This is a genomic window from Bacillota bacterium, assembly GCA_023511455.1.
Lineage (GTDB): Bacteria > Armatimonadota > HRBIN16 > HRBIN16 > HRBIN16 > HRBIN16.
The window spans coordinates 18632-43284 of record JAIMBJ010000026.1 but is presented as its reverse complement, the minus strand read 5'-3'; the positions used below and the strand labels follow the sequence as shown (position 1 = coordinate 43284).

Genomic DNA, 24653 nt, shown 5'->3' with positions numbered 1-24653 from the left:
CTAACGTGTTACCGATTGTACCACTGATTCACCCATCTGCGCCAGCCAAGCTGCGCCCGCGTCGCCGTTCACCTGCCGAATCAGGTTGTCTACCGAAGCCTGCATCGGGTCTATAAACGTGCTGGGATACAAACCAATCCAGAAGATAAGCACCACGATAGGCACCAGAATGGCGATTTCGCGCAGGTTCAGGTCGGGCAGGTGGGCGTTTTTCTCCGATGGCTCGCCGTAAAACACCCGCTGAAACATCCACAACAGATACACCGCCGCTAGGATCACCCCCGACGCGGCGATGACCGTCAACGGAACGCTCGCCGCCCATCCCCCCAACAGGGTGAGAAACTCGCCCACGAACCCGTTGGTGGACGGCAGCCCCACTGAAGACAGCATCACCAGCAGGAAGAAGGCCGCGTACACGGGCATCACGCGCTTCAGCCCGCCGAACTCCGCAATCAGGCGGGTGTGCCTGCGCTCGTAAATCATGCCCACCAGCAGGAACAGCGCGCCCGTACTAATGCCGTGATTGACCTGCTGCAGGATGCTGCCCGTCAGCCCCTGTGCGTTCAGCGCGAACAGCCCCAGCATCACGAAGCCCAAGTGGCTGACGCTGGAATACGCTACCAGCTTCTTCACATCGGGCTGCACTGCCGCCACAATCGCCCCATAGATGATGCCGATGACTGCCAGCGTCAGCATCAGCGGGGCAGCCACCTGCGACGCATCGGGGAACAGCGGCAGACAGAACCGCAGGAAACCGTAGGTGCCCATCTTCAGCAACACGCCCGCCAGAATCACCGACCCTGCCGTCGGTGCCTCCACGTGCGCATCGGGCAACCAGGTATGGAACGGGAACATCGGCACCTTAATCGCAAACGCCAGCGCGAACGCTGCGAACAGCCACAACTGCAGATGAAGGGGTAGCGGGCTGGTTGCCAGTGCCTGCTGGATTTTCAGCAGGTCGAAGGTAGCCATGCCCGTCATGTCGCGGTGCAGGTAATACAGCGCGACAATCGCCACCAGCATCAGGATGCTGCCGAAGAAGGTGAACAAGAAGAACTTAATCGCTGCGTAGATGCGCCGCTCCCCGCCCCACATGCCAATCAGGAAGTACATCGGTACCAGCATCGCTTCCCAGAACACATAAAACAGCACCAAATCCAGCGCGCAAAACACGCCCAGCATTCCCGTCTCCAGCAGCAACATGAAGAACATGTACTCCTTCACGCGCTCCTCCACCACCCACGAGAACGCCACTGAAAGCACCGTCAGGAAGGTGGTCAGCAATACCAGCCACAGGCTGATGCCGTCAATGCCCAGATGGTAGTGGATTCCGAACTGGGGCATCCACAGAGCGAACTCACGGAACTGCATACCCGCGCTGCCAGCGTCGAACCCGAAATACAACCGCAGCGACAGCACAAATACCACTGTCGTCACCGCCAGCGTGAACCAGCGGATGGCACTGACGTTCTCACGTGGCATCAGCAGCAGAATCAGCGCGCCCGCCAGCGGCAGGAAGATAATCAGTGTCAACAATCCTGGTGTGGTCGTCTCCATCGCTTACCTCGCCACCCCCGCACTTGCCCCTCGTATTAATAGCCATACCAGCAGCACAATTGCTCCAATCAGAATAGTGAAAGCGTAGCTGCGCACATAGCCTGTCTGCACGCGCCGCAGGCTACTGCCCACCAAACCTGTAAGACCCGCGATGCCGTTTACCAGCCCGTCCACGAGGCGCACGTCCACAAACTGCCACATCCAGTTCGCGATTTTGCCGCCCAGCCATAAGCCTATGCCCTTTACCATCAGCCAGTCATAGTAGTACTGGTTGTACAGCACCTTGCGCACGCCAGCCAGCTCGCGTTCGCGTTCGGGCAAGCCCTTCCGATAGCGCGACCAGCCGTACCAGATGCCCAGCACTGCCGCCGCCACCGACGCCCCAACCAGTATCCATTCCACGCGGACAGGCAGATGGGGCACGGCATCCTCACCCAGCACTTTTAATCCAGCAGACGGCTCCAGAAACGCCTCGAACAGGCTGGGAATATGCAGCGGCGCGAATCCGCCGATGAATCCGCCCACCACTGACAGCACTGCCAGAATCATCAGCGGAACGGTCATGCTGGGCGGAGACTCCTTCGGTTCGCCGTGATGACCATGCGCGCCATGCCCATGCACGTCGTCTTTGCCGTGGTGGGCGTGCGCCGCTGCCCAGCGGGGCGTTCCCCAGAAGGTCAATCCTATCAGGCGCGTCATGTAAAACGCCGTCAGCAACGCCGTCGCCAGTCCCACCGCCCACAGGATTTGTCCCATGCTCACGGGCAGGGCGTGCGTGCCAAAGGTCGCGGCGAGTATCTCGTCCTTCGAGAAGAAGCCCGCCAGCGGGGGAACGCCCGAGATTGCCAGCCAGCCTGCCAGCATTGTCCAGTAGGTGATGGGCAGGTACTTCGCCAGTCCGCCCATGCGCCGCATGTCCTGCTCGTGGTGCAGCGCAAGTATCACCGACCCCGAACCCAGGAACAGCAGCGCCTTGAAGAAAGCGTGCGTGGTCACGTGGAACATACCCGAGGCGAACGCCCCCACACCGCACCCCAGAAACATGTAACCCAGCTGGCTCACCGTGGAATATGCCAGCACGCGTTTGATGTCCGTCTGCGCGATGGCGATGGTCGCGGCAAAGATGGCGGTAAACACCCCAATCACCGCCACCACCAGCATCGCCGCTGGCGCCAGTTCAAAAAACACATGGCAGCGGGTAACCATCACCACGCCAGCGGTGACCATCGTCGCGGCGTGAATCAGTGCGGAGACAGGGGTGGGACCTGCCATCGCGTCGGGTAACCACATATAGAGCGGAAACTGCGCGGACTTGCCCGTCGCCCCTACGAACAGCAACAAAGCGATGGCGGTGATGATGCCTGCCGAGAGCATACCCTGCTGGTTCATGTCTATCGCCCGCTGGAACATGCTTTCCTCGCCCGCGAAGTTCAGCGTGCCAAACGTCCAGAACGACAGGATGACCGCCAGCATGAAGCCCCAGTCGCCGATGCGGTTGACGATGAACGCCTTGTTCGCCGAATCGGTATTCACCTTGTCCTTATACCAGAACCCAATCAGCAGATACGAACACAATCCGACGCCTTCCCAGCCCACGAACATCATCAGCAGGTTGTTGCTGAGAACCAGCGTCAACATGAACACGATAAACAGATTCAAGTAGGTGAAGAAACGGGGATAGTCCTCGTCACCCGCCATGTAGCCAGTGGAGTAGAGATGGATAAGTCCCCCAACGCCCGTGACAATCAACGCCATCAGCAAAGACAGCGGGTCTACCAGCGCTTCGAACGATACCTTGAACTCGCCCGCCTCAATCCATCGCCACAGCGTGCTGATAACTTGTTGTTCCTCAGCAGGTCGCTTCAACAGTTCCAGCAACAGGTACACCGATAGCGCGAACGCCCCAAGCACTACCGCCGTGCCAACCGTTCCCACCACCTTCTTGCTAACCCGCTTCCCCAAGAAGGCGTGGAACAGGAAGCCCGCCAGCGGTAAGCCGATAACCGCCCATATCAGGTCAAAGGTACTGGTCATCGCAGTCCTCCCTCAGAACTTCAGCAGGTTCATCTCGTCCACGTTAATGGTGTCGCGCAGTCGGTAGATGGCAACGATAATCCCCAGCCCGATTGCCACTTCCGCTGCCGCCACCGCCATCACCAGTATCGTATACACCTGCCCCGCGACCTGCGCCCCCAACTGCGCCTGCTGCCGCGCGAAAGCCAGAAACGCCAGGTTCGCCGCGTTCAGCATGAGTTCAATGCACATGAATATCACGATGGGGTTGCGCCGGATGACCACTCCGGTCACGCCCATTGCGAACATAAACGCGCTCAACATCAGATACCAGCTGACCGGTATTGCCTCCATGCCTACAGCCTCCGCATGACCCTGACCATAAAAATCAGCACCATGGCTACCACCAGAACCACCAGCAGCTCCCTCCAGCCGACTACCATTCAGAACCTCCGCTTCGCCATGACAATCGCGCCCACAATCGCAATCAGCAGAAGCACCGAAGTCAACTCGAAGGGATACACCCAGTCGGTAAACAGGTACTTGCCCACCATCTGCACCGTGCCGATGTCATCGGGCGCAGGCTGCGCCTGCCCCAACCGCGCGAACACCCCACCAGACAGCACAATCACGAACAGCAACGCCAATCCTACCGTCACGGGACGCTTCCACTCATACCGTTCCACCATTTCCGACGGCGCGCCCAGATTCAACAGCATGATGGTAAACAGGAACAGCACCATAATCGCGCCCGCGTAGACGATAATCTGCACCACTGCCACGAACTGCGCGTAAAGCAGTAGATACAGCACTGCCAGCGCAAAGAAGTTCGCCACCAGGTTCAGCGCACTGCGCACGGGGTTGCGCACCGCCACCACGCCGATGGACGTTACCACAATCACCAGCGCCATCAGCCAGAACAGAATCTGTGCAAGCATCCCGTCCTCCTTACTTCTGCCACCACACGATGATGGCGACTAAAAACAGGTTGACCAGAGCCGTTGGCAACAGGCGCAGCCAGCCCAGCTTCATCAGCATATCGTATCGCAGGCGGGGCAACGTCGCCCGCACCCAGATGAAAAAGTAGATGAACACGCCCAGCTTCAGCAGAAACCAGATTGGACCAGGCACCCACGTGAAGGGCGCGAACGGCAGCGGCGGCAGCCAGCCACCGAAGAACAGCGTTACCATCACCGCGGAGATGGTAATCATGCTGGCATACTCGCCCATGAAGAACATCGCGAACTTCATGCTGCTGTATTCGGTGTGATAGCCCGCTATCAGTTCGCTTTCCGCTTCCGGCAGGTCAAAGGGGGCGCGGTTCGTCTCCGCAAGCATCGCCACCAGAAAAATGCCCGTTGCAATCAGCCCCAGCGGGAAAAAGCGGAACACATGCCAGTTCAACATGCCGAGGCTGCCCTGCTGATTCAGTACCATGTCGCGCATGGATAGCGAGCCTGTGAGCAGCACCACCGAGATGATAGACAACCCCATCGCCAGCTCATACGAGATGGTCTGTGCGGAAGCGCGCAGCCCACCCAGCAGCGAGTATTTGTTGTTCGAAGACCAACCCGCCAGCACGATGCCGTATACCGTCAGCGACGTCATTGCCAGCAAAAACAGGATACCGATGTTCACGTCGGCAATCGGCGTCAGACGGTCATTGGGTCCCCAGGGGATAATCGCAGGTGCTATCAGTACTGGTATTAGGAAACCCGCTGGCGCGAGAAAGTAAATAAATCGGTCTACCCGCTCGGGAACAACGTCCTCCTTAAAGAACAGCTTAATCCCGTCCGCTACTGGCTGTAACAGCCCCGCCGGCCCCACTCGGTTCGGGCCCTTGCGGATTTGCATCAACGCCAGCACGCGGCGCTCCAGCCACACCAGTCCTGGCACCAGGGTCAGGATGAATCCGATGACAATCAGAATCCGTAGCGGGATAACCACCCAAGGGTTATTCAGTAATGCGTCCACTCTCCTCAACCACCCCTTTGTCCATCTTTCAGTATATTACAACACCGCTGCGCCTTCTGCCGCAGGCGTCAGCCGCAGCCGCGCCGCACTCTGCACAACGCGACGCCCTTCTGCGGGAAGCACCTCATAGCAACAGGCAGCGTAGGCGGGAACGACCTTCGCAATCTCGTCCATCACCTGCTCCGCCGAGAAGACGGGTATCGGCTTGCCCAGATACACCGCCAGCTCGGCGAAGATGTTCAAATCGGGTTTGACCTCTGGCGATGGCGAGTTGAACGCCTTCCAGAAGCGCTGCACCCGCCCCTCGGTGTTGGTAAAGGTACCCTCCTTTTCTGCCACGCTCGCCGCGGGCAACACCACGTCCGCATATTGTGCTGTCTCGGTCAGGAACAGGTCCTGCACTATCACAAACCCCGCGTTCTCCAACGCACGCTGCGCCAGTTCGGGGTCATGGTACTTCTGTGCCACGTCCTCACCCACGATATACAGTACCTGCATCTGTCCCTGCGCGGCAGATTCCAGCATGGCGTGTGTGTTGAAGCCGGGCTCCGCAGGCAGGCCAGCTCCCCACATCCGCTCTATCCGCTGACGCGCTTCCTCATCCCCTATCGGTGCGTGCCCCGGTAACCCGTCGGGCAGTACTCCCATGTCTGCCGCGCCGTGCGAGTTCACCTCCGACAGAAGAATATTCAAACCGCCGTTGTCGCGCGCGGCATTGCCGGTCAAGACGGTCAGATTCGCCAGCGCGTGTAGAAGCCCGGCATGGTCAGGATGGTTGCGCACCTTTGCCCCGCACAATATCACGGTGCCCTCTCCCAGCAGCGTCACCGCCTCTTCCAGCTGCTGCACAGGAACACCTGTCGCTTCAGCAACCTGCTCAGGGGTATACACGCGCACCGACTCCCGCAACACCTGCAATTCGTCTGCGGACAGAGCGTCGGTAACCGCCTTGTTCGAATCAAGCAGCAGGTGAATCAAACCGTTGACCAGCGCAGCTTCCGTGCCCTCTCGGTACCGCAACACCAGCGGCTCGTCGAAGCGCAGCTCGGTCTCCGTCACCTCCGGGTAGGCGATAACCACCTTCGCTCCGCGCCGGTACCACGCCTTACGCGCCCGCAGGAACACAATCGGCTGCTCGTCTACCAGCTCCGAACCGAAAATGAACACTGTTTTCGCCTGCTCGATGTCGGCGATGGCGTTCTGCGCGAAGGGCACGCCGAATCGAGTTAGCATCACGTTGCCTGCCAGTGGCAGCTGGTTGCGCTCCAGACGGTGGTCGATATTGTTCGTGCCTACCGCCACGCGCATCAGCTTCTGCAACAGGTATGCCTCCTCGTTGGACAGGTGCGCCCCGCCAATCGCCCCGACCGACTTCGCACCGTGTTGCTCGACCGCCTGCCGCAGGCGCGACGCTATCAGCTGGTATGCCTCCACCCAGCCGGCGGTCACGAACTTTCCATCCTTCCTGATCAGCGGGCTGAGCAAGCGGCGGTCGCTGTTGACATATTCGTGCCCGAACTTGCCCTTATCACATGTCCACTCTTCGTTAACCGCTTCGTTCTCGCGCCCCAGCACGCGCACCAGCCGGTTCGGGCGATAATCCAGCCAGACGTTACAGCCGTTGGAACAGCGTGTGCAGATACCCTTTTGCGATTTCATATCCCACGGGCGCGCGCGGAAGCGGTATACGCGGCTCGTCAACGCCCCAACAGGACACAGCTCGATAGTATTGCCCGAAAAGCGCGACGTGAACTCGGTGTCGTAGAAGGTGCTGACCATCATGTCCGCGCCGCGCTTCAGGAACTCCAGCTGGGCGTCGCCCGAAATCTCCTGCGAGAACCGCGTGCAGCGGGCACAGTGGATGCACCGTTCGCGGTCCAGCACCACGTAATCGCTGATGGGGAAGGCTTTGGGCAAGTGGCGCTTCTCCTCCACAAAGCGCGACACTCCCGGCCCGTAAAACAGCGTGTTATTCTGCAAGGGACACTCGCCGCCGCGGTCGCAAATCGGGCAGTCGAGCGGATGGTTAATCAGCAGAAACTCCAGAACGCCCCGCCGCGCCTTCTGGATAGCCATCGTGTCGGTATAAATGACCAGACCCTCGCTGGCGGGCAGCGAGCAAGACGTTTGTGGCTTGGGCATCATGCGCACGGAGCCGTCAGGCTGTTTCGTGCCCACTTCCACCAGACACATCCGACAGTTTGCCGCTTGCCCACGACCCAGGCGGGGATGGTAGCAAAAGAAGGGAATGTCCACACCAATGCGCTTGGCGGACTCGATAATCATCTCGCCCTTCGGCACCTGAAGCTCGATGCCGTTGATTTCAATAGTCACCAGCTCCTGTTCAGCCATAGTTGCCCGACTTGCCTCCCTACACGGCGATAGCTTGCGCCTGTGCCTCCACGATGGAATGCCCATGCTGGATGTAATACTCGTATTCGTGCCGATAATGCTTGATGCTGGCGCGGATTGGCCACGCCGCGGCGTCACCCAGCCCGCAATAACTGCGCCCGTCGATCTGGTCACAGATGTCCAGCAGTAAGTCGATATCCTCCATCCGCCCGCCGCCTGCCAGGATGCGGTCGAAAATCTTCACCATCCACCGCGTGCCTTCGCGACAGGGCGTGCACTTTCCACAGGACTCGTGCGCGTAAAACGCGGCGGTACGGCGCATGAAGCGGACGATGCAGACGGTATCGTTCAGCACCATGAAGCCGCCAGACCCCAGCATCGTGCCCGCCGCCTGCAACGACTCGTAATCCAGGTTCACGTCGCACTTTTCCGCAGGCAGAATGGGCACTGACGAACCGCCCGGAATGACCGCCTTCAGCTTGCCCTTCACGCCGCCCGCCAGCTCCAGCAGCTCCATCAGCGGTGTGCCCATCTCCACCTCGTAGTTGCCCGGCTTGTTCACGTGTCCACTCACCGAGAAGATTTTGGTGCCGGTGCTTTTCTCGGTGCCCATCGACGCATACCACGCACCGCCGTTGCGGATGATGGCAGGGACGCAGGACAGGGTCTCCACATTGTTTATCAAGGTCGGGCAGTCCCACAAGCCCGCGATGGTGGGCAGGGGCGCGTGGGGAAACTTCAGGCGCGGCTGACCCCGCTCGCCCATCAGCGAACTCATCATGGCTGACTCTTCACCGCACTCGTACGATCCTGCGCCCATGTGGATGTACAGGTCGTAATCCACACCGCTGCCCAGAATATTTTTGCCCAGATAGCCCGCCTGATATGCCTCATCGATGGCGCGGCGCATCGCGCGGGCAGGCTCGGTGTACTCCCCACGAATGTAGATGTAGCCGACCTTCGCCAGTGTGGCGTAGCCAGCGATAATCATGCCTTCGATGAGCTGGTGCGGCAGGCGCATCATCAGCTCGCGGTCTTTGAAGGTGCCCGGCTCGCCTTCGTCGGCGTTGCACAGCACGTAGTGAGGCTGTCGCTCGTCCTTCGGGATGCCGTTCCACTTAATCCATGCGGGGAAGCCAGCACCGCCTCGCCCGCGCACGCCAGACGCCTTCACCTCATCGATTACCTGCTGACGGGTCATCCCCAACGCCTTGCGCAACGCGCTGTAGCCACCGTGCTGTTCATAAACAGCGAGAGTTTCGATACCAGGAACGTCCCTGTGCTGGAATAATACCCTTAACTCACCCATTGTCTACCTCCTGCGAGACACTGCTTTTCGCCAGCGCTTCGGCAATCGCCTGGCGGTCGCTCTCCGATAGATGACACTGCACGACGGTATCCGCCAGCTGCACTACTGTGTGCTGGTCAGTCTGTTTCAGCTCTTCCAGCAAGGCATCGATCTTCTCGGGGGTGAGATTGCCAACATAGCGATTGCCCACCTGCATCACGGGGGCGTTGCCGCAATCGTTCAGGCACTCTACCTCTGTCAACGTGAACTGCCCATCCGGCGTGGTCTCGCCTACACGAATGCCCAGCTTCTGTTCCAGATAGCGCAGAACTTCATAGCCTCCGCAGATGGAACAGGTCAGATTGGTGCATACCTCCAGCATCACCCGCCCGACGGGACGTTTGTTATACATGGTATAAAACGATGCTACCCCCTCGACCACCGCGTATGACGTACCCAGGCGGTATGCGACCTCCATCAACGCTTCTGGCGGTAGGTAGCCGCCATACTCCCGCTGGGCAATCCAAAGCGCGGGTAACATCGCCGCCCGCTTTGTCGGGTAATGCTGCTTGATGCGTTCCAGCTCCTCCACAGCTTGCGGGGAGAAGCGCAGTTCGGGTGGCTTTTTCTCATCGATGCGTCGCACGCGCGGATAGTCGCTCAGCTGAATCCGCTCGCTCATCGGTCGATCTCCCCCAACACGATATCGATGCTTCCGATGATTGCCACGATGTCCGCTACCATGTGTCCCTTGCTCATCAGCGGTAGCGCCTGCAAGTTCATGAAGCAAGGTGGTCGCGTTTTGACCCGCCACGGGCGGTTGCTGCCATCGCTCACCACATAGTAGCCGATTTCGCCTTTGGGTCCCTCGATGGGCACGTAAGCCTCGCCCTCTGGTGGACGAAAGCCCTCCGTCCACAGCTTGAAGTGGTGAATCAGAGACTCCATGCTGTTGTCGAGCTCTTCGCGTGGCGGTGGAACCACCTTGCGGTCGTCGCTGCTGACAGGTCCCTCCGGGATGCGCTCCAGGCACTGCTTGATGATGCGCGTGGCTTGACGCATCTCTTCCAGCCGCACCAGGAAGCGGTCATACACATCGCCCACGGTACCTGTCGGGATGTCGAACTCCACCTGGTCATAGTAGAGATACGGGTTCGCTTTGCGGATGTCATAGGCGTAACCGCTGCCGCGCAGGATAGGTCCGTTGATGCCTAATGCGATACACTCGTCCACCGTGATGATGCCGATGTTGCGCGTGCGCTCGATCCAAATCGGGTTCTCTCTGAGCAGCCCCTCATAGTCGTCCACTTTAGAAGGAAAATCTTCCACAAACGCCGCGATTTTCTCCAGCAGACCCTCTGGCATATCCGCACGCCAGCCGCCGACCTGAATCCACGACGGGAACATGCGCACGCCAGAGAGATGCTCGAACATGTCCAGAATCCGTTCGCGCTCGCGGAAGCAGTAGAAGAACGGCGTCATCGCGCCGATGTCCAGCGCGTGCGTGCCCAGCCACACCAGGTGGCTGGCGATGCGTTGCAGTTCGCTGAAAATCATGCGCATCCACACCCCGCGCGGCGGAACCTCGATGTCCAGCAGCTTCTCCACCGACAGCACGAACGCCAGCGAGTTGTTCATCGCCGAGAGGTAGTCCATCCGCTCCACCAGCGGGATGCACTTCTGATACTGTTCGTATTCGCAGGTCTTCTCAATTCCTGTATGCAGATAGCCAATGTGGGGCACCACGTTGACTATGGTCTCGCCTTCCAGTTCCACCACCAGTCGCAACACCCCGTGCGTGCTGGGGTGTTGTGGGCCCATATTGATAATCATCGTGCCTTCGGCGGCGCCGGGTAATATCTCCATCTGCTCTGGCGTAATGCTCATGCTTGCCTCCACCTGTTACTCCCTGCTGGACAGTCCTGTTTTCCCAAAGAAGGACTCTCCGGGATGCGGGGTCTGCACTTCCGCGATAGACGGTCCCAGCGTGCCGCGGTCGAAGACCACCTCTTCACCGCCCAGCGGAAAGTCCTTGCGCAGGGGATGCCCTACCCAATCATCCGGCATCAGGATGCGCCGCAGGTCAGGGTGCCCTTCGAACACAATGCCAAACATGTCGTACACTTCACGTTCCGGAAAGTTTGCGCCCGGGTAGATACCCGTCACCGACGGGATGGTTTCGTTTTCATTCACACGCACCTTCAGAAACAACCGCGTGAACGTGCGGAACGAATACAGGTTGTATACCACTTCGAAGCGCGGCTCGCGCCTGCCCAGCTGGTCAATACCCACTACGTCGGAGAGAAACCGATAGCTGAGTTCGGGGTCATCGCGCAAAAAGCGACAGACTTCCAACAGATAGGCTTTGTCTACAACCACCCACGTATCGCCGCGGAAGGAATATACCTCCTGTATCGCCTGCGGGAACCGCTCCCGAAGAAGCAACACGTCTGTCCGCTCGGTCATCTCCTGTGCGCTGGTTTGGCTCATGGTTTCCTCCTCAATTGGGCAACGCCACTTCCTCCCGCGAGGTCGCAGTGGCGTCCAGTCGCTGGGCGACTGCGCTGAGATTCACGCGCCGCGGTTGCGCCCGCTCGGACTCTTCCCACTCCAGCGCGCGCGTGCCCAGCATGTAGAAGTAGCCGACGAAAAGAATAGCGATAAAGACGCCCATCTCCATCAGGTTAAACAGCTGCACCGATTTCGGCGCGTCCTTGAAGATAACCGCCCATGGATAGAGGAAGATGGTCTCCACGTCGAAAATAATGAATAACATCGCCACCAGAAAGAACTTCACGGGGAACCGCTCGCGTGCGGAGCCGACAGGGGTCACGCCACACTCGTAGGCAGACACTTTGCGGGCGTCCGGTCGCTTCGGACCCAGCAGGAAAGAAAGCACCACCATGCCCACAGCCAACACCGCTGCCAGCACTGCTAAAACCAGCACAGGGATATACGTGTTAAGCATCATGTCGTTCCCTTCGCCACGTGAACGAATTCACAATCGCAAAAGCCGAAAATATTTTACCCCAATAAAACGATTTTTGGGTAGTATTTCGGCGTCGTTTGAGAACGAATTCGCGAAGGGTTTTGAAAAATCCTGCTTTATGCGAAGACCCCTCCCCCCTGTGCGGAGGGAGGGGGAAAACCGAGGAGGCTACTCGTCACCCAGCTCGCCGAAGTTACGCACCAGAATACCGAAGTCCAGCAGGGTAACCTCGTCATCGCCGTCCAGGTCGGCGTCAGCATCCCAGTTGGCATCGCCGGGAATGGAACCGAACGCGGCGACCAGCCGCCCGAAGTCGAGCAGGGTGACCTCGTTGTCGCCGTCCACGTCGCCGTTCACCAGCACGACGTCCACGCCGGTCAGGTCATTATCGACCACGACCCCGGTCAGCACCCGCCGCAGCCAGTGGCTGGCTTTGAAGGCGATATCGTACGTGCCTTGTGGCACTTCCGCTAGGACGTATCCGCCGTTGCTGTCCAGCGTCACGGTCTCCTGACGCACGACGGAACCGCCCTGTCGCAGCTCGACCTGCACCTGCACCCCCTGCGGGCTGGCTCCATAGTCGCCAAGCGTAACCTGCCCGCGCACCGAGAAGTCCATGACACCCGTGTAGCGCAACACCAGCAGCCCGGGCGCGTTATCGCCAACGTATACATACCTGCTGACAGCGAACACGCCTTCTGCCCAGCCCGGCGTGTTGTAATAGCCTGCTTCTACCGGCGCAGACGGGTTGCTCACGTCGTACATGCGCACGCCGGACGCCCCAGCTGCAGCATACACAAAGCGACCAGTCGCGTGCAGCTCCCAGACGTTTTCTGGCGTGTTGATAGTCTGCACAACGCGCGGACTGGCAGGATTGGACACGTCCACAATGCGTATGCCTGCATACCAGCTGGCAACATAGACTACGTTGCCAAGCACGGCAACATCGTATGCATAGCCAACGTTCAGTGTGGAGACCACCTGAGGGTTGGCAGGGTCAGAGATGTCCACGATGCGCAGTCCTGCGCTCGTAGCTGCCAAATACGCCAGCGAACCCGATACGGCTATAGCGCGGATGGAACCTCCCAGTGTGGCAATCTGACGCGGGGCGGCGGGGTTCGATACGTCGATAATCCGCAAGCCGCCATTTCCATCCGCGACCATAGCCACCGAGCCGACGACGGCCACCTCGTAGGCAAACTCCGGGGTGTCGAAGGCGCCTACCTCCCGAGGACTTGCGGGATTGGTGATGTCGATGATGCGCAAGCCTGCGCCTGCCGCCGCCAGGTACGCATAGTTGCCGGACACAGCCACATCCTGAGCGACCCCCGCGGTCTGCAAAGCCCCTCTTTGCTGAGGAGCAGCAGGATTGGATACATCGATGATGCGGAACCCACCGCCTTCATCGGCGACATACGCCAGCGAACCAGACACCACCACTCCGATCGCTTCCCCTGGGGTATTGTAGCTTCCCACGAGGTCCATGTTGAGAGCCTGTGCCTGAACCTCTCCCTGACACATCAGCAGAGTGGCACATACAGCGAACACGATACCCGCAAAGGTGCGTTGCATAACCAAAAACCCTCCTTTCCGAGTGTAATGGGAGATTAACACTCCCGTAATTATTTCGATGCAAGAATCGTGCCACAGGAAGGGATTCCAGTAATTTTTTCACCAAAATTTTCAGAAAATGCACGAAGCCGTTTGTGACCGCTCACGACGCGATGAACACCGCCGTCTCCCCTTCGCGCATCTTCAGGCGGAAGACGGTTTGCCTGCTGGAGTCGTTTTGCCATAAACGCATGGGTTTGGGGAGTTGGATTTCTCTTTCCCCATCGGACGTGGCGGTGACGGAGACAGCATCCGTGCAGGCGTAAACGATGTCGGGCTGACTGGTCCACAAACGTACCCCCGCCTCCTGCGCTAAAGAACGAAGAATCTCCGCAGGCACGGGCGCAGTGCCCACATACACGGAGGTAAACCCGTCTACCTGCTTGCGAGCAAAAGTCACACCGCTACCATCTTGCCAGCGCCCTAACTGCTCAGCGGAGGCATCTTCCACCACAAAGCGGGGCTGATGTACCCCCGGCAAACCAAACGTTCTCCCATCCGCTTCGATCAGCATGCCTCCCGCTCCAGGCAACAGGCGCAGGGAAAACCCTGTCAAACGGCTCATACGCTCCACCGAACTACCCTCTGGGCAAACATATCCGGGCGCGTAGAACCAGACCACCGTCGCACCGCTTTGCGCAAAAAGACGGCGCAACTTCTCCACCTGCTCATCGTTCAAGGTGAAACAGTTGCACAGCAGAAACAGCCGGTACCGCCTCGCGTCGCCTGGATTCAGGTCATTGATGTCCAGAAAGTCCACCGGCGCACCAAGCCGATGGATAGCGCGGGATTGCCTGTTGAGGAAATAGTCTCCGAACAGGTCGAACTCGCCTTCCCCCGTGGCAGTTTTCCAGTGCGCGGTGAAAAAGAAGCTCTCGGGCTGAAACACCGCCACCACCTGCGCGGAGGACTGCAGGTTCCAGCGGACACGTTCCCTGCCCAGCTGCACGAAAGCGCGAATCTCTTCCAGAAACTCCCTTTCCGCAAACCAACCCGGACCGATATCGAAAAGCCACCCAGCGTTGCCCTGCGCCGTCATATGCGCCAGGTCGCGCCGCAGGATGAGCCGACTGCCCCGCAGCGTCTCGCTGCCAACACCGCCGTTGCCCATCTGCTCGGGCTGTGTTTCCAGGCAGGTGCTGGGGTCTATCTCCGCGAAGTAGAGCTTGCCATGCCGCTGGATGCTCTCTAGTAGCACACGATACCCCCCATCACCCGACAAGCCTCGCGAGCGTCCCAACCAGTTGCCCGCGCCATCGCGCGCGTCTCCCTGATAGGCATAGGGGCACGCGACAAAATCGAGGTATGGGCTTGTCAATACCTTTTGCGGTGCGAGGTGACCACCCTCCTGTATCCACAGGTTCTCCAGCAGATAGGCATAGAACGCAGCGCACAGCACCCTGCCGCGTGTTTCTTGCTTCACCACCTGCGCGAAGGTCAGGATGGTATCGGCGCAAACGTCATGGAAGCGCTGGTAGTAGCGGATGACCTCCGCCTCTGTCGTCGGGTCACGGAACAGCCCCAATGAAGCGTGCATCCGGGCTCTGGCGTCGGGAACAACGCCGCACGCGCGTTGCATCGGCAGGCTGGTATCAGGCAGGTAGCGCGCCCCAAAGTAGTGCCATTCCCCATAGATACCGTTGGCTATCTGATAGCCGATGACGCGACTGCGCAGGGGATTGCGCTCTACAAAGCGCAGAAAGTGACGCAGCACCGCCTCGGTATCGCGTCGACACACCTCCGAGGCAAAAGACGGATGCCGCACCCCTCCAAACTCGCCCTGCCGCTCATCGAGTTCACAAGCGTAGCCAATCAGCTCCTGAGGATGCTTCGCTTTCCACCACTCCGGTGCAAACACACCCAGCCGTATCAGAAAGTACGCCTTTGGGTTGATACCCAGCAGGCGCGACAGCAGGTTCACGAACCCGCTCCAATCGTGCTTGCCGTCCTCCCGCCAACCATCGGCGAGGTTGTAATGGGGATGGAAGAGGTCGATGCCGGCGTGGGTGAAGTCGGGCGCGAACTCGATCAGGTCATTGCTCCATGCGAGTAACGGAAAGACCTCTCTGCCGTTGATAAACAATCGGGGCGCGCCGCGTTCCACACGCACTTCCGCGCGTGCCGGAGGCTCTCGTTTCAGCGGTTCCAGCGCGCCCTGCAGGCGTGGATGCGGGTAGTACCGCGCGATATTGCCGGTGCCGTACCATGGCCCGGCGAACACATCACCCTGCACCACCGCCTGCGCCCAGCGCGAATGATTGTAATCGACCTCCTGCCAGCGGGGGGATTCCTGGGTACTGCACCGCCAGCTGCTATCGCTGAACACCCGCTGCACACGCCCGTCAACGTCTTCGATTCGCAGCTCCAGCAACAATCCGGCGGGCGCAACCGCGTTGAACACCGACGCCGCCAGCACATTGCGTCCCTGTCTCAGCAGACGAGTGACATCCACATCACGAAGCATGGGCTGTCCGCCTTTCGCCACCTCGCGCCCGTTGAGCCACAGGGTGAAGGCATCATCGCCCGTGACAATCACCCTTGCCCGTCGAATGCGCTTGGGCACCTCAAAGGTCTTGCGGAAAAAGCGTGTGGCGTTGTCGGCGATAGGGGTTTCGGGATACCAAATCCATTGGGGAAAGTTTCCCTGTGTACCTGCCGTTTGGCGGGTGCGTGACCACCAGGAACGTCGCTTGCCCTGCCCCACATACGGCGAATACTGCACCCCAAACAAAAAGCGCAGACGCGCGTCACGCCGATCGCCCAGATAGGCGGGTTGTGAAGAGTCGCTCTCCAGCCGATGGGCGTAAAGCCCCACGCGCGTGCCGCCCGTACGCTGGGAGACCTCCCAGTAGTAGGTGCCGGGCGGAACCGGCTCCGGCAAAATCAGGGCGACCCTGCTGTTATCGCGGATGTCGGTAAATGCCTGCGACGCCAGACGGCGCCTGCGCCGGGGCGAATCCCACAAGGTGAGCGTGAATCCTCCCTCGTTATCGCTCCAGCTGGGCACGGAAACCCAGAGCAGGTTAAACTTCTCCTCGGCGGTAAACAACTGCCCGAGATGAGGATGGTCGTTCAAAGCGATTGCAACTGGTTGCGCCATGAATACCTCCAGTTTGGTGATGCGTCGGAAATAAACACGCCCCTCTGCCGTAAGCCGGGAGTAGACTTGCAGGATGGGTCATTCTTCCTCGCGTGCGGTGTCTAACGAACCGACACCCCAAACGGTTCCTTCCTTCTGCATGACCGCCGTCACGGGTTCGTACTGCTCCATGCCAATTGGACTGCGTGGGTGCACCGTGACGCGCACCCTGTCTCCCTGCATTTCGAACTCCCTTACCAGAAGCACCACCCGCTCGACAGGGATTGCCTTCCGCAGCGCACGCAGCATCGCCTCCCGTTCGGGGTGGACTTCAGGGAATATATCCCGCGGCGCGGCAGCCGCCTTTGCCTGAAAGATACGGTACAGGTAAGCCAGCACATCGAGACAGGTGTGTTCGTCTGGACAGGTCACGTATGCAGGGTTTACAATACCGCGAACGTACCACCGACTCCCCTCCTTCTGCAAAAGCGCAGCGATGTCGGCAACGTAGTTTTCCCCTATGACCTCTACCCATGCCCATCCGTCCTTCCAGGCGATGCGCCTCATCTCAGACGCAAGATCGATATACCGCCTCCCTGTTTGGCTAAAAAAAGATCGATGCGGTAATGGTACGGCTGGGCCGTTTGCCTGTCAGGTACCACCACCGGCAAAGCAAGCGCTGCGCCTACACCCGCTTGAAGGAACGTACGCCGTGAGACCTTGCTCATGTTTCTCCTCCTGTGACTGCCAGATGATAGGCATTCCAGTGCGCCTGCCACACATCCTGTGGCGGTTCCTCGCCGTTCCAGACCCATAACCTGTAGCGCAACGTCAGCGGCTTGCCCGGCTTCAACTCGTAGCGCACCCCCGCTGCAGGAAACGTGGGCTGTATCCAGTTCAGGTCAGGATACTCCACCCAGTCAGGCGGATGGTGGGGGTTCTCCGCATGTGGGAAGATAAGCAGTCCGCCTGTCTCCTTCGCCCCCGGAAAGACGCCAAACGCACCTGCCCACGCCTGCTTGCCTGTAGAGGGGATGGATGTAGTTACTGCGCGGGCGCGAGTAGATACGGTTTTCGGGAGACACCTGCGCGTGGCGCTCAGGGCGGTCCACCGTCCAGTAGTTGTATTGCAAAACGGGTTTCCCATCCTCTTCGATGAGCAGTTGTCGCGTCGCGCGGTCGCGCCGGGCGATGACCATGGCGGGAGCAGGTCGTGTGGATATCTGAAGTGCCCACCTTTCTCGCAGCACGGAGAGAGGCACTGACGCCCACACGGCCCCGTCCAGCTGCTGCGCCCAGGTTTGCCAACCGGAACTGGCATGAACGAGCTGTAGCCGAGCCTCTTCAGCCGCCCGTCGCTGCCCTGCGGAGAGAGACAGGTTAAGACGCACCGGTACCTCTACCTGTTCAGCGGACGGGCGGTGCTGTCCGGACATGGCGGGCTACAACCCCCAGCGTTTTCGCGCTTCCTGAATGGACTCAAGGGCTTCCTTGCCATGCACTTCATGCCCTTTCGGGTTCTCGCCAATCCACCGTTCATCTGCAGGCTCGTCCGCGCGCTGGTAACGGGTGTCGCAACTCAGGCGATACGTGTTGGTGACGTTATTCAGCGAACCGTGCATGGTAAACATGCCGAAAATGATGGCGTCGCCCGCCTCAAACTCGGTGGTTAGCCATCGTCCACCAAACTTGTCCACCATCTCGACAGGGTCATTGGAGAACCAGCCTTGCAGCCTGTCGCGGTCGACGTCCACCCGTCCGTAAGTCTCTTTCAGCTTTTCGAGTCGGTGCGACCCCTCCAGAATGGCAAGCGGTCCCTTTTCGAGTGGCACATCGCCCAGAGGAGTCCAGACGGTGTACAGATTGGTAGTTCCTCTGCCCATGTAGACGATATCGTAGTGGGCACCGGTAAACTCGCCCTTACCCACCGCACGGAGCCACTTGTAGTTAAAGGTGATTGCCGGCGCGCCCAGAAAGTCGGTGAAGAACTGCATGACTTCTGGAGATTCGACGACTGCCAGGAACTCCGGCGTATGTGTTACCGCCTTTGCCCCGCCGAGGAACGCCCCGCGTGCCCCCTCGGCGATGACCCCCTCGTCCAGTGGGTAGCGCGTGTCGATCTGTCCGTTCGCAGCGAGGTTTTCCAGAAGCACACGTCGCGCCGCTTTCACCCGCTCTGGATCATGGAAGCGGCGGATGAGCAGGTAACCATCCTCTGCCATGCGCTCGCGCAAAGCTTGAACATTCCCCATGAGTGCGTTGCAATCGCGTAGTTCGCCCAGATATTGGCTACCCAGCTCCAGTTCGCGAACACCCATTTGCACTTTCATGCGGCTACACCCTCCCGAATGTTTTTCGAGGATAATAATTCTGTCTCGCTAACGGAGCATCCTGCATCGCCAACGGATTCTCCACAGGCGTTTCCACCACAGGCGCCGTTGGGAAGCTTGATTCCCCCACCGTTTTGTGGTAAACTGGCTTTGCGACAAAACGCGATGACACACCGCTCCGGACTCGTGCGCCGGTGTCCCGCCCGGGATCGCGCACGGGGCGGATGGAGCGGGAGGCACAACCTGAAGGCAAAGGAGGAAAAACGGCTTTGGCTACGGTCACCATGAAAGAGCTCCTGGAAGCAGGAGTTCATTTCGGTCATCACACCCGCCGCTGGAACCCCAAGATGAAGCGCTATATCTATGGCGCGCGGAACGGCATCTACATCATTGACCTGCACCAGACGCTTCAGCTGTTCGAACAGGCGCAGGCGTTCGTGCAGGAGGTGGTACAAAACGGCGGGCACATCCTGTTCGTAGGCACCAAGAAGCAGGCGCAGGAAGCGGTGCGCGAAGCCGCCGAACGCAGCCGACAGTTTTACGTCAACAAGCGCTGGCTGGGCGGGATGTTGACCAACTGGAGAACCATTCAGGAACGCATCAAACGCCTTAACGACCTCGAAAAGATGGAGGCGGACGGCACGCTGGAGCGCCTGCCCAAAAAGGAAGCCGCCAAGCTGCGCGAAGAGAAAGAAAAGCTGAACTCGGTACTGGCTGGCATTAAGGATATGCCGGGGCTACCGCACGCCGTGTTCATCGTCGATCTTAAGAAAGAGCACATCGCCGTGCAAGAGGCGCACCGGCTGGAAATCCCCATCATCGCCATCGTCGACACCAACTGCGACCCCGACGAGGTGGATTACGTGATTCCGGGCAACGATGACGCCATCCGAGCCATTAAGCTGCTTTGCAGCCGCATCGCCGACGCTATCGTCGAGGTGAAGGCAGTCGAGTGGCAGGGCGCGGAAGTGGTGGAAGCTGCCGAAGAGGCTGAGGAAGCGGAAGGCGAAGAGAAACCCGAAGAAGGCGAAGCCATCTACGAAGAAGCAATAGAAACGGAAGCCGAGGAGGTTGAGGAAGAAGAAAAAGATATCCTGGTTCGACCCGGCGAGGACGACGAATACGCCAGGATGTACGAGGAATACAGCGAGTTCGAAGAAGAGGAAACGGTCGAACGTCAGCGCACACGACGAACACAGGAGGACTAGGCATCAGTGGAAATCACAGCACAAATGGTCAAGGAACTGCGCGAACAGACTGGCGCAGGTATGATGGAATGCAAACAGGCTCTGATTGAAGCTCAGGGCGACATGGAGCGCGCCCGGCTGATTTTGCGCGAGAAGGGCGCCGCCGCAGCAGTAAAGCGCGAATCGCGGCAGGCATCTGAAGGCGTGGTGGTCGCTGCGGTAAGCCCCGACCGCCGACGTGGCGCGCTTCTGGAGCTGAACGCCGAAACCGACTTCGTCGCCCGCAACGACGAATTCCAGTCGTTGGCGAAGGAACTGGTGCAACAGCTGGTGGATACGGGCTTCGAGGGTTCGCTGGAGGAGTTCCTCCAACAACCCAGCCAGGTCGCGCCAGACCGCACCGTGCGCCAGCGCGTGGAGGACCTGGTGGCGCGTATTCGTGAAAAGATTGTCATCGGACGCATAGCCACCTTCAGCACCGATAGCACCGGCTGCGTGGATACCTACATCCATCTCGGCGGTAAAATCGGTGTGATGGTGGAGTTGAAAGCGGCTACCGAAGCGGGCGCTCAGCACCCCGAAACGCTGCACCTCGCACGCGAGATCGGGATGCAAATCGCTTTCGGCAACCCGGGATATCTGACACGCGAAGAGGTACCCCAGCAGCTGATAGACGAAGAACGTGAAGTGCAAAAACAGCGTGCCCTGAACGAAGGTAAGCCGGCTCAGGCGATAGACAAAATCGTGGAAGGACGTCTGAGCAAGTTCTTCGAGCAAATCTGCCTGCTGGACCAGGGCTACATCCGCGACGAGAAGAAATCGGTCAAGCAGGTCATCGACGAGTTCTCGAAGGCGGTAGGTGAGTCGTTAACGGTGAAGCGATGGGTGCGCTTCCGTGTCGGTGAGAGTAGCGGGTCGTAACCATGAGGGCGGAAACATCCACACCTCAACCCCGCTGGCAACGGGTGCTTCTCAAGCTCTCCGGCGAGGCATTTGCCGGAGAGCGGGGAAGCGGACTGGACTACACGGTGATCGGCTCTCTGGCACAGCAGATTGTGGATGCACACCAGCTGGGTGTGGAAATCGCGGTCGTTATCGGCGGCGGTAATATCATTCGAGGGCAACACGCGGCGCAGGCGGGCATCGATCGCGCTACCGCCGACTATATGGGCATGCTCGCTACCGTCATTAACGCGCTCGCCCTGCAGGATGCCATCGAGCAGCTGGGCGTGCCGACCCGCGTGCAGACCGCCATCCAGATGTTTCAGGTTGCCGAGCCTTTCATCCGCCGCCGCGCCATCCGCCACCTCGAAAAGGGGCGCGTGGTCATCCTTGCCGCCGGAACCGGCAACCCCTACTTCACCACGGATACTGCCGCGGCACTGCGCGCGCTGGAAATCCATGCACAGGCTTTCCTGAAGGCAACGAATGTAGACGGGGTTTACGATTCCGACCCCAAACGCGACCCAAACGCGAAGCGATTCTCGTATATTACATATAGTGAAGCCATCACACGTCAGCTGCGCGTGATGGACCTGACTGCGCTGACTCTGTGCATGGAAAACCGTCTGCCGATTGTAGTTTTTAACATCGCCCGTCCGGGCAACGTCGTACGAGCCATTCTGGGCGAAGACATTGGCACTCTGGTAGGAGGAGAGGAAAAATGATTGAGGATTTGCTTAAGGAAGCCGAACACAAAATGGAGAAAACGGTGGAAAAAGCGGCGCACGAGTTCGCCACCATTCGGACAGGTCGTGCCAACCCGGCGATACTGGAACACGTGATGGTGGACTACTACGGTACTCCCACTCCCATCAACCATATTGCCAGCATCACCGTACCCGAGCCGCGTCTGTTGCTGATCCAGCCGTACGACAAAAACAGCCTGCCGTGGATCGAGAAAGCGATCCTGAAATCCGACCTGAACCTGGTACCCAACAACGACGGACAGTTCATCCGCATCCGCATCCCTGAGCTGACCGAAGAAAGACGCAAGGAGCTCATCAAACTGTTGCACAAGAAAGCGGAAGAGGAGCGCGTGGCAATACGCAATGTACGCCGTGAAGTCAACGAGCATCTCAAGGCGTTAGAAAAGAAGGGCGAAGTGTCGGAAGACGATGTGAAACGCGCCGAGCAACAGGTTCAGAAGTTGACCGATAAGTATATTGCCGAAATCGACCGCCTGCAGAAGGCGAAAGAGGAAGAGCTGATGGAGGTATAAGCGGAGCAAGGCTCCGGTGAGAAGGATGGAAACCCTCTCCTCACAGGCTGATACGGACGAACAGTCCGTGGCTGTCGTCAAAGCGCGAGAGGCAGGAGTGGATTTTTCGCGACTGCCCGAGCATATCGCTATCATCATGGACGGCAACGGTCGCTGGGCGGTACAGCGCGGTCTGCCCCGTCTGGTCGGGCACCGTCAGGGCTATCGAACGGTGCGTCGCGTGGTCAAGGACTGCGCCGACCTCGGCGTGAGGATGTTGACCCTGTACACCTTTAGCACCGAGAACTGGCGTCGCCCGCCGGACGAGACCAGCGGTTTGATGGCTTTGATTGAAGAAGCGGCGCGTCAGGAACTGCGCCAGATGTACATCAACGGTATTCAGGTGCGCGTCATTGGGCGTCTGCATGAGCTGCCCGCCAGCCTTCAGGAAGAACTGCGCCGCGGCATGGAGATTACCGCACAGAACGACCGCCTTATCCTGAACCTCGCCATTAACTACGGCGGACGAGCGGAGATTGTAGACGCCGTGCGTGCCATCGCCGAGCGCGTCCGACGGGGTGAGTTACAGCCCGAAGAGATCGATGAATCCACCATTCGGGCGCACCTGTACGCACCGGATATGCCGGACCCCAGCCTGATTATCCGTACCGCGGGTGAAATGCGCGTCAGTAACTTTCTTGTGTGGCAAACCGCCTACTCGGAACTGTGGGTAACCCCCACCCTCTGGCCCGACTTCCGCACAGAACATCTCATCGAAGCCATCGTGAGCTACCAGCACCGCGTACGGAAGTTCGGCGGCATTCTGGATGAGGGATGAAGCGGATAGCCGTTCTCGGAAGCACTGGTTCTATTGGCACACAATGTCTGGATGTGGTAGCGCGCCTGACCGACCGCATTCGGGTGATAGCCCTTGCCGCCCACCGCGACCACGAACGCCTGTGGCAACAGGCTCATCAGTTTGGCGTGCGGCACGTCGCCCTCGCTGACGAGCAGGCAGCTTCTGCCCTGCGCGCGCGCCAACCCGACTGGTACGTCTACGCCGGCGACGAAGGCTTGCAAGCAATCGCCACACTGCCCGAGGTGGACACTGTGGTCGTGGGAGTGGCTGGAGTCTGCGGGCTGGCGGCGACGGTTGCTGCGTTGCGTGCAGGTAAAAGCATCGCGCTGGCAAGCAAAGAGGTACTGGTTGCGGCGGGAGAGAGCGTGATGTCGCTGGCGAAACAGCATGGTGTGCCTGTAGTGCCTATCGACAGTGAGCACTCCGCCGTGTTCCAGTGCCTTCAGGGCGAGCGACCTGACTCGGTGCACCGAATCCTGCTGACCGCTTCTGGCGGCGCACTGCGCGATCTCCCCCTTGAAGAACTGCCCTTCGTCACCCCAGAGCGTGCCCTGCAGCATCCCACGTGGCAGATGGGAGCCAAAATCACGATCGACAGCGCCACGCTGATGAATAAAGGACTGGAGATTATCGAAGCGCACTGGCTTTTTGGGGTGCCCGCCGACAGGATACAGGTCGTGCTGCATCCGCAAAGCATCGTGCACGCGCTGGTGGAACTGCAGGATGGCTCGGTGCTGGCGCAGCTGGGTTTACCGGATATGCGCTTGCCTATTCAGTATGCCCTGCTCTACCCCGAAAGGGTGGATACTCACCTGCCCCGCTTGAACCTGACCGAGGTCGGTATGCTCACGTTCTGCGAACCCGACCTGCGCCGATACCCCGCGCTGCGGGTGGCGCGCGACGCACTGGCAGCAGGAGGCACCATGCCCGCCGCCATGAACGCCGCCAACGAGGTGGCTGTCGCTCGATTCCTGCGGGGAGAAATCGCTTTTACCGACATTATACAGTGTGTGCGCGACGTGATGGAAAAGCATCAGCCTCAACCCGCGACGCTGGAAGCCGTGCGAGAGGTGGACCTGTGGGCGCGGGAACAAGCACGCCTCTGGAAAAGTCCATAATCTGGTGCTTTTTGTAGCGAATCGGAAACGCGCAACAGGTATAATGAACGTAAGAATAGGTAGCAACCGGTTCGCCGCAAATCGTTGCCTGTTGAG

At 59.4% G+C, this 24653-nt stretch carries 22 protein-coding genes; 6 read left to right on the top strand and 16 right to left on the bottom strand.

Going from position 1 to position 24653, the window contains the following annotated elements:
- The 16 genes from K6U75_12875 to K6U75_12800 form a co-directional block, all read right to left on the bottom strand.
- Complete coding sequence (locus K6U75_12875; protein MCL6475932.1) at positions 1-1557, bottom strand: NADH-quinone oxidoreductase subunit M; 1557 nt, start codon at positions 1555-1557, stop codon at positions 1-3.
- Positions 1558-1560: 3 nt separating this feature from the next.
- The gene (gene nuoL / locus K6U75_12870; protein MCL6475931.1) at positions 1561-3591 is read right to left on the bottom strand and encodes an NADH-quinone oxidoreductase subunit L; all 2031 of its coding nucleotides are present in this window, start codon (positions 3589-3591) and stop codon (positions 1561-1563) included.
- Between the two features lie 12 nt (positions 3592-3603).
- A complete protein-coding gene (gene nuoK / locus K6U75_12865; protein ID MCL6475930.1) occupies positions 3604-3924 on the bottom strand; it encodes an NADH-quinone oxidoreductase subunit NuoK in 321 nt (106 codons plus the stop codon).
- Between the two features lie 89 nt (positions 3925-4013).
- Positions 4014-4508 (bottom strand): NADH-quinone oxidoreductase subunit J, encoded by a 495-nt coding sequence (locus tag K6U75_12860; protein MCL6475929.1) that lies wholly within the window; start codon positions 4506-4508, stop codon positions 4014-4016.
- A gap of 10 nt (positions 4509-4518) precedes the next feature.
- Positions 4519-5553 (bottom strand): NADH-quinone oxidoreductase subunit NuoH, encoded by a 1035-nt coding sequence (nuoH, locus tag K6U75_12855; protein MCL6475928.1) that lies wholly within the window; start codon positions 5551-5553, stop codon positions 4519-4521.
- Between the two features lie 27 nt (positions 5554-5580).
- On the bottom strand, positions 5581-7896 hold the full coding sequence (gene nuoG / locus K6U75_12850) for an NADH-quinone oxidoreductase subunit NuoG (GenBank protein MCL6475927.1): 2316 nt from the start codon (positions 7894-7896) through the stop codon (positions 5581-5583).
- A gap of 19 nt (positions 7897-7915) precedes the next feature.
- Positions 7916-9205 (bottom strand): NADH-quinone oxidoreductase subunit NuoF, encoded by a 1290-nt coding sequence (nuoF, locus tag K6U75_12845; GenBank protein MCL6475926.1) that lies wholly within the window; start codon positions 9203-9205, stop codon positions 7916-7918.
- A complete protein-coding gene (nuoE, locus tag K6U75_12840; protein MCL6475925.1) occupies positions 9198-9866 on the bottom strand; it encodes an NADH-quinone oxidoreductase subunit NuoE in 669 nt (222 codons plus the stop codon). Before nuoE ends, nuoF begins: the two co-directional genes overlap by 8 nt.
- Positions 9863-11071 carry an NADH-quinone oxidoreductase subunit D gene (locus K6U75_12835; GenBank protein ID MCL6475924.1) on the bottom strand — a complete coding sequence of 403 codons (1209 nt, stop codon included), beginning with the start codon at positions 11069-11071 and terminating at the stop codon, positions 9863-9865. Before K6U75_12835 ends, nuoE begins: the two co-directional genes overlap by 4 nt.
- Positions 11072-11086: 15 nt before the next feature.
- Positions 11087-11650 carry an NADH-quinone oxidoreductase subunit C gene (locus K6U75_12830; protein ID MCL6475923.1) on the bottom strand — a complete coding sequence of 188 codons (564 nt, stop codon included), beginning with the start codon at positions 11648-11650 and terminating at the stop codon, positions 11087-11089.
- A gap of 34 nt (positions 11651-11684) precedes the next feature.
- On the bottom strand, positions 11685-12152 hold the full coding sequence (locus K6U75_12825) for an NADH-quinone oxidoreductase subunit A (GenBank protein MCL6475922.1): 468 nt from the start codon (positions 12150-12152) through the stop codon (positions 11685-11687).
- A gap of 189 nt (positions 12153-12341) precedes the next feature.
- Positions 12342-13745, bottom strand: a complete 1404-nt coding sequence (locus K6U75_12820; GenBank protein MCL6475921.1) for a hypothetical protein — start codon at positions 13743-13745, stop codon at positions 12342-12344.
- A 142-nt stretch (positions 13746-13887) separates the two neighbouring features.
- On the bottom strand, positions 13888-16884 hold the full coding sequence (locus K6U75_12815) for a hypothetical protein (GenBank protein MCL6475920.1): 2997 nt from the start codon (positions 16882-16884) through the stop codon (positions 13888-13890).
- 78 nt (positions 16885-16962) lie between these two features.
- Complete coding sequence (locus tag K6U75_12810) at positions 16963-17430, bottom strand: hypothetical protein (GenBank protein ID MCL6475919.1); 468 nt, start codon at positions 17428-17430, stop codon at positions 16963-16965.
- A 157-nt stretch (positions 17431-17587) separates the two neighbouring features.
- Entirely contained in the window at positions 17588-18010 is a 423-nt protein-coding gene (locus tag K6U75_12805) for a PmoA family protein (GenBank protein MCL6475918.1), read from the bottom strand.
- A gap of 295 nt (positions 18011-18305) precedes the next feature.
- Entirely contained in the window at positions 18306-19193 is an 888-nt protein-coding gene (locus tag K6U75_12800; protein ID MCL6475917.1) for a phytanoyl-CoA dioxygenase family protein, read from the bottom strand.
- Positions 19194-19462: 269 nt separating this feature from the next.
- On the opposite strand from K6U75_12800, the gene rpsB reads away from it, so the two are divergent.
- Genes rpsB through K6U75_12770 form a run of 6 tightly spaced genes read left to right on the top strand, consistent with a single transcriptional unit; the run spans position 19463 to position 24557 of the window.
- Complete coding sequence (rpsB, locus tag K6U75_12795) at positions 19463-20401, top strand: 30S ribosomal protein S2 (protein MCL6475916.1); 939 nt, start codon at positions 19463-19465, stop codon at positions 20399-20401.
- Positions 20402-20407: 6 nt separating this feature from the next.
- A complete protein-coding gene (gene tsf / locus K6U75_12790; protein ID MCL6475915.1) occupies positions 20408-21301 on the top strand; it encodes a translation elongation factor Ts in 894 nt (297 codons plus the stop codon).
- Between the two features lie 2 nt (positions 21302-21303).
- Positions 21304-22047 carry a UMP kinase gene (pyrH, locus tag K6U75_12785; GenBank protein MCL6475914.1) on the top strand — a complete coding sequence of 248 codons (744 nt, stop codon included), beginning with the start codon at positions 21304-21306 and terminating at the stop codon, positions 22045-22047.
- Complete coding sequence (gene frr / locus K6U75_12780) at positions 22044-22601, top strand: ribosome recycling factor (GenBank protein ID MCL6475913.1); 558 nt, start codon at positions 22044-22046, stop codon at positions 22599-22601. The genes pyrH and frr overlap by 4 nt, the downstream gene beginning before the upstream one ends.
- Before the next feature lie 25 nt (positions 22602-22626).
- Positions 22627-23418 (top strand): isoprenyl transferase, encoded by a 792-nt coding sequence (locus K6U75_12775; protein MCL6475912.1) that lies wholly within the window; start codon positions 22627-22629, stop codon positions 23416-23418.
- Positions 23415-24557, top strand: a complete 1143-nt coding sequence (locus tag K6U75_12770; GenBank protein MCL6475911.1) for a 1-deoxy-D-xylulose-5-phosphate reductoisomerase — start codon at positions 23415-23417, stop codon at positions 24555-24557. The genes K6U75_12775 and K6U75_12770 overlap by 4 nt, the downstream gene beginning before the upstream one ends.
- Positions 24558-24653 lie beyond the last annotated feature (96 nt).

Coding starts and splice junctions, on each gene's coding strand:
- K6U75_12875 (MCL6475932.1), bottom strand. CDS start 1,557: ATGGAGACGACCACACCAGGATTGTTGACACTGATTATCTTCCTGCCG.
- nuoL (MCL6475931.1), bottom strand. CDS start 3,591: ATGACCAGTACCTTTGACCTGATATGGGCGGTTATCGGCTTACCGCTG.
- nuoK (MCL6475930.1), bottom strand. CDS start 3,924: ATGGAGGCAATACCGGTCAGCTGGTATCTGATGTTGAGCGCGTTTATG.
- K6U75_12860 (MCL6475929.1), bottom strand. CDS start 4,508: ATGCTTGCACAGATTCTGTTCTGGCTGATGGCGCTGGTGATTGTGGTA.
- nuoG (MCL6475927.1), bottom strand. CDS start 7,896: ATGGCTGAACAGGAGCTGGTGACTATTGAAATCAACGGCATCGAGCTT.
- nuoF (MCL6475926.1), bottom strand. CDS start 9,205: ATGGGTGAGTTAAGGGTATTATTCCAGCACAGGGACGTTCCTGGTATC.
- nuoE (MCL6475925.1), bottom strand. CDS start 9,866: ATGAGCGAGCGGATTCAGCTGAGCGACTATCCGCGCGTGCGACGCATC.
- K6U75_12835 (MCL6475924.1), bottom strand. CDS start 11,071: ATGAGCATTACGCCAGAGCAGATGGAGATATTACCCGGCGCCGCCGAA.
- K6U75_12830 (MCL6475923.1), bottom strand. CDS start 11,650: ATGACCGAGCGGACAGACGTGTTGCTTCTTCGGGAGCGGTTCCCGCAG.
- K6U75_12825 (MCL6475922.1), bottom strand. CDS start 12,152: ATGCTTAACACGTATATCCCTGTGCTGGTTTTAGCAGTGCTGGCAGCG.
- K6U75_12820 (MCL6475921.1), bottom strand. CDS start 13,745: ATGCAACGCACCTTTGCGGGTATCGTGTTCGCTGTATGTGCCACTCTG.
- K6U75_12815 (MCL6475920.1), bottom strand. CDS start 16,884: ATGGCGCAACCAGTTGCAATCGCTTTGAACGACCATCCTCATCTCGGG.
- K6U75_12810 (MCL6475919.1), bottom strand. CDS start 17,430: ATGAGGCGCATCGCCTGGAAGGACGGATGGGCATGGGTAGAGGTCATA.
- K6U75_12805 (MCL6475918.1), bottom strand. CDS start 18,010: ATGGGAAACCCGTTTTGCAATACAACTACTGGACGGTGGACCGCCCTG.
- K6U75_12800 (MCL6475917.1), bottom strand. CDS start 19,193: ATGAAAGTGCAAATGGGTGTTCGCGAACTGGAGCTGGGTAGCCAATAT.
- pyrH (MCL6475914.1), top strand. CDS start 21,304: ATGAGGGCGGAAACATCCACACCTCAACCCCGCTGGCAACGGGTGCTT.
- frr (MCL6475913.1), top strand. CDS start 22,044: ATGATTGAGGATTTGCTTAAGGAAGCCGAACACAAAATGGAGAAAACG.
- K6U75_12775 (MCL6475912.1), top strand. CDS start 22,627: ATGGAAACCCTCTCCTCACAGGCTGATACGGACGAACAGTCCGTGGCT.
- K6U75_12770 (MCL6475911.1), top strand. CDS start 23,415: ATGAAGCGGATAGCCGTTCTCGGAAGCACTGGTTCTATTGGCACACAA.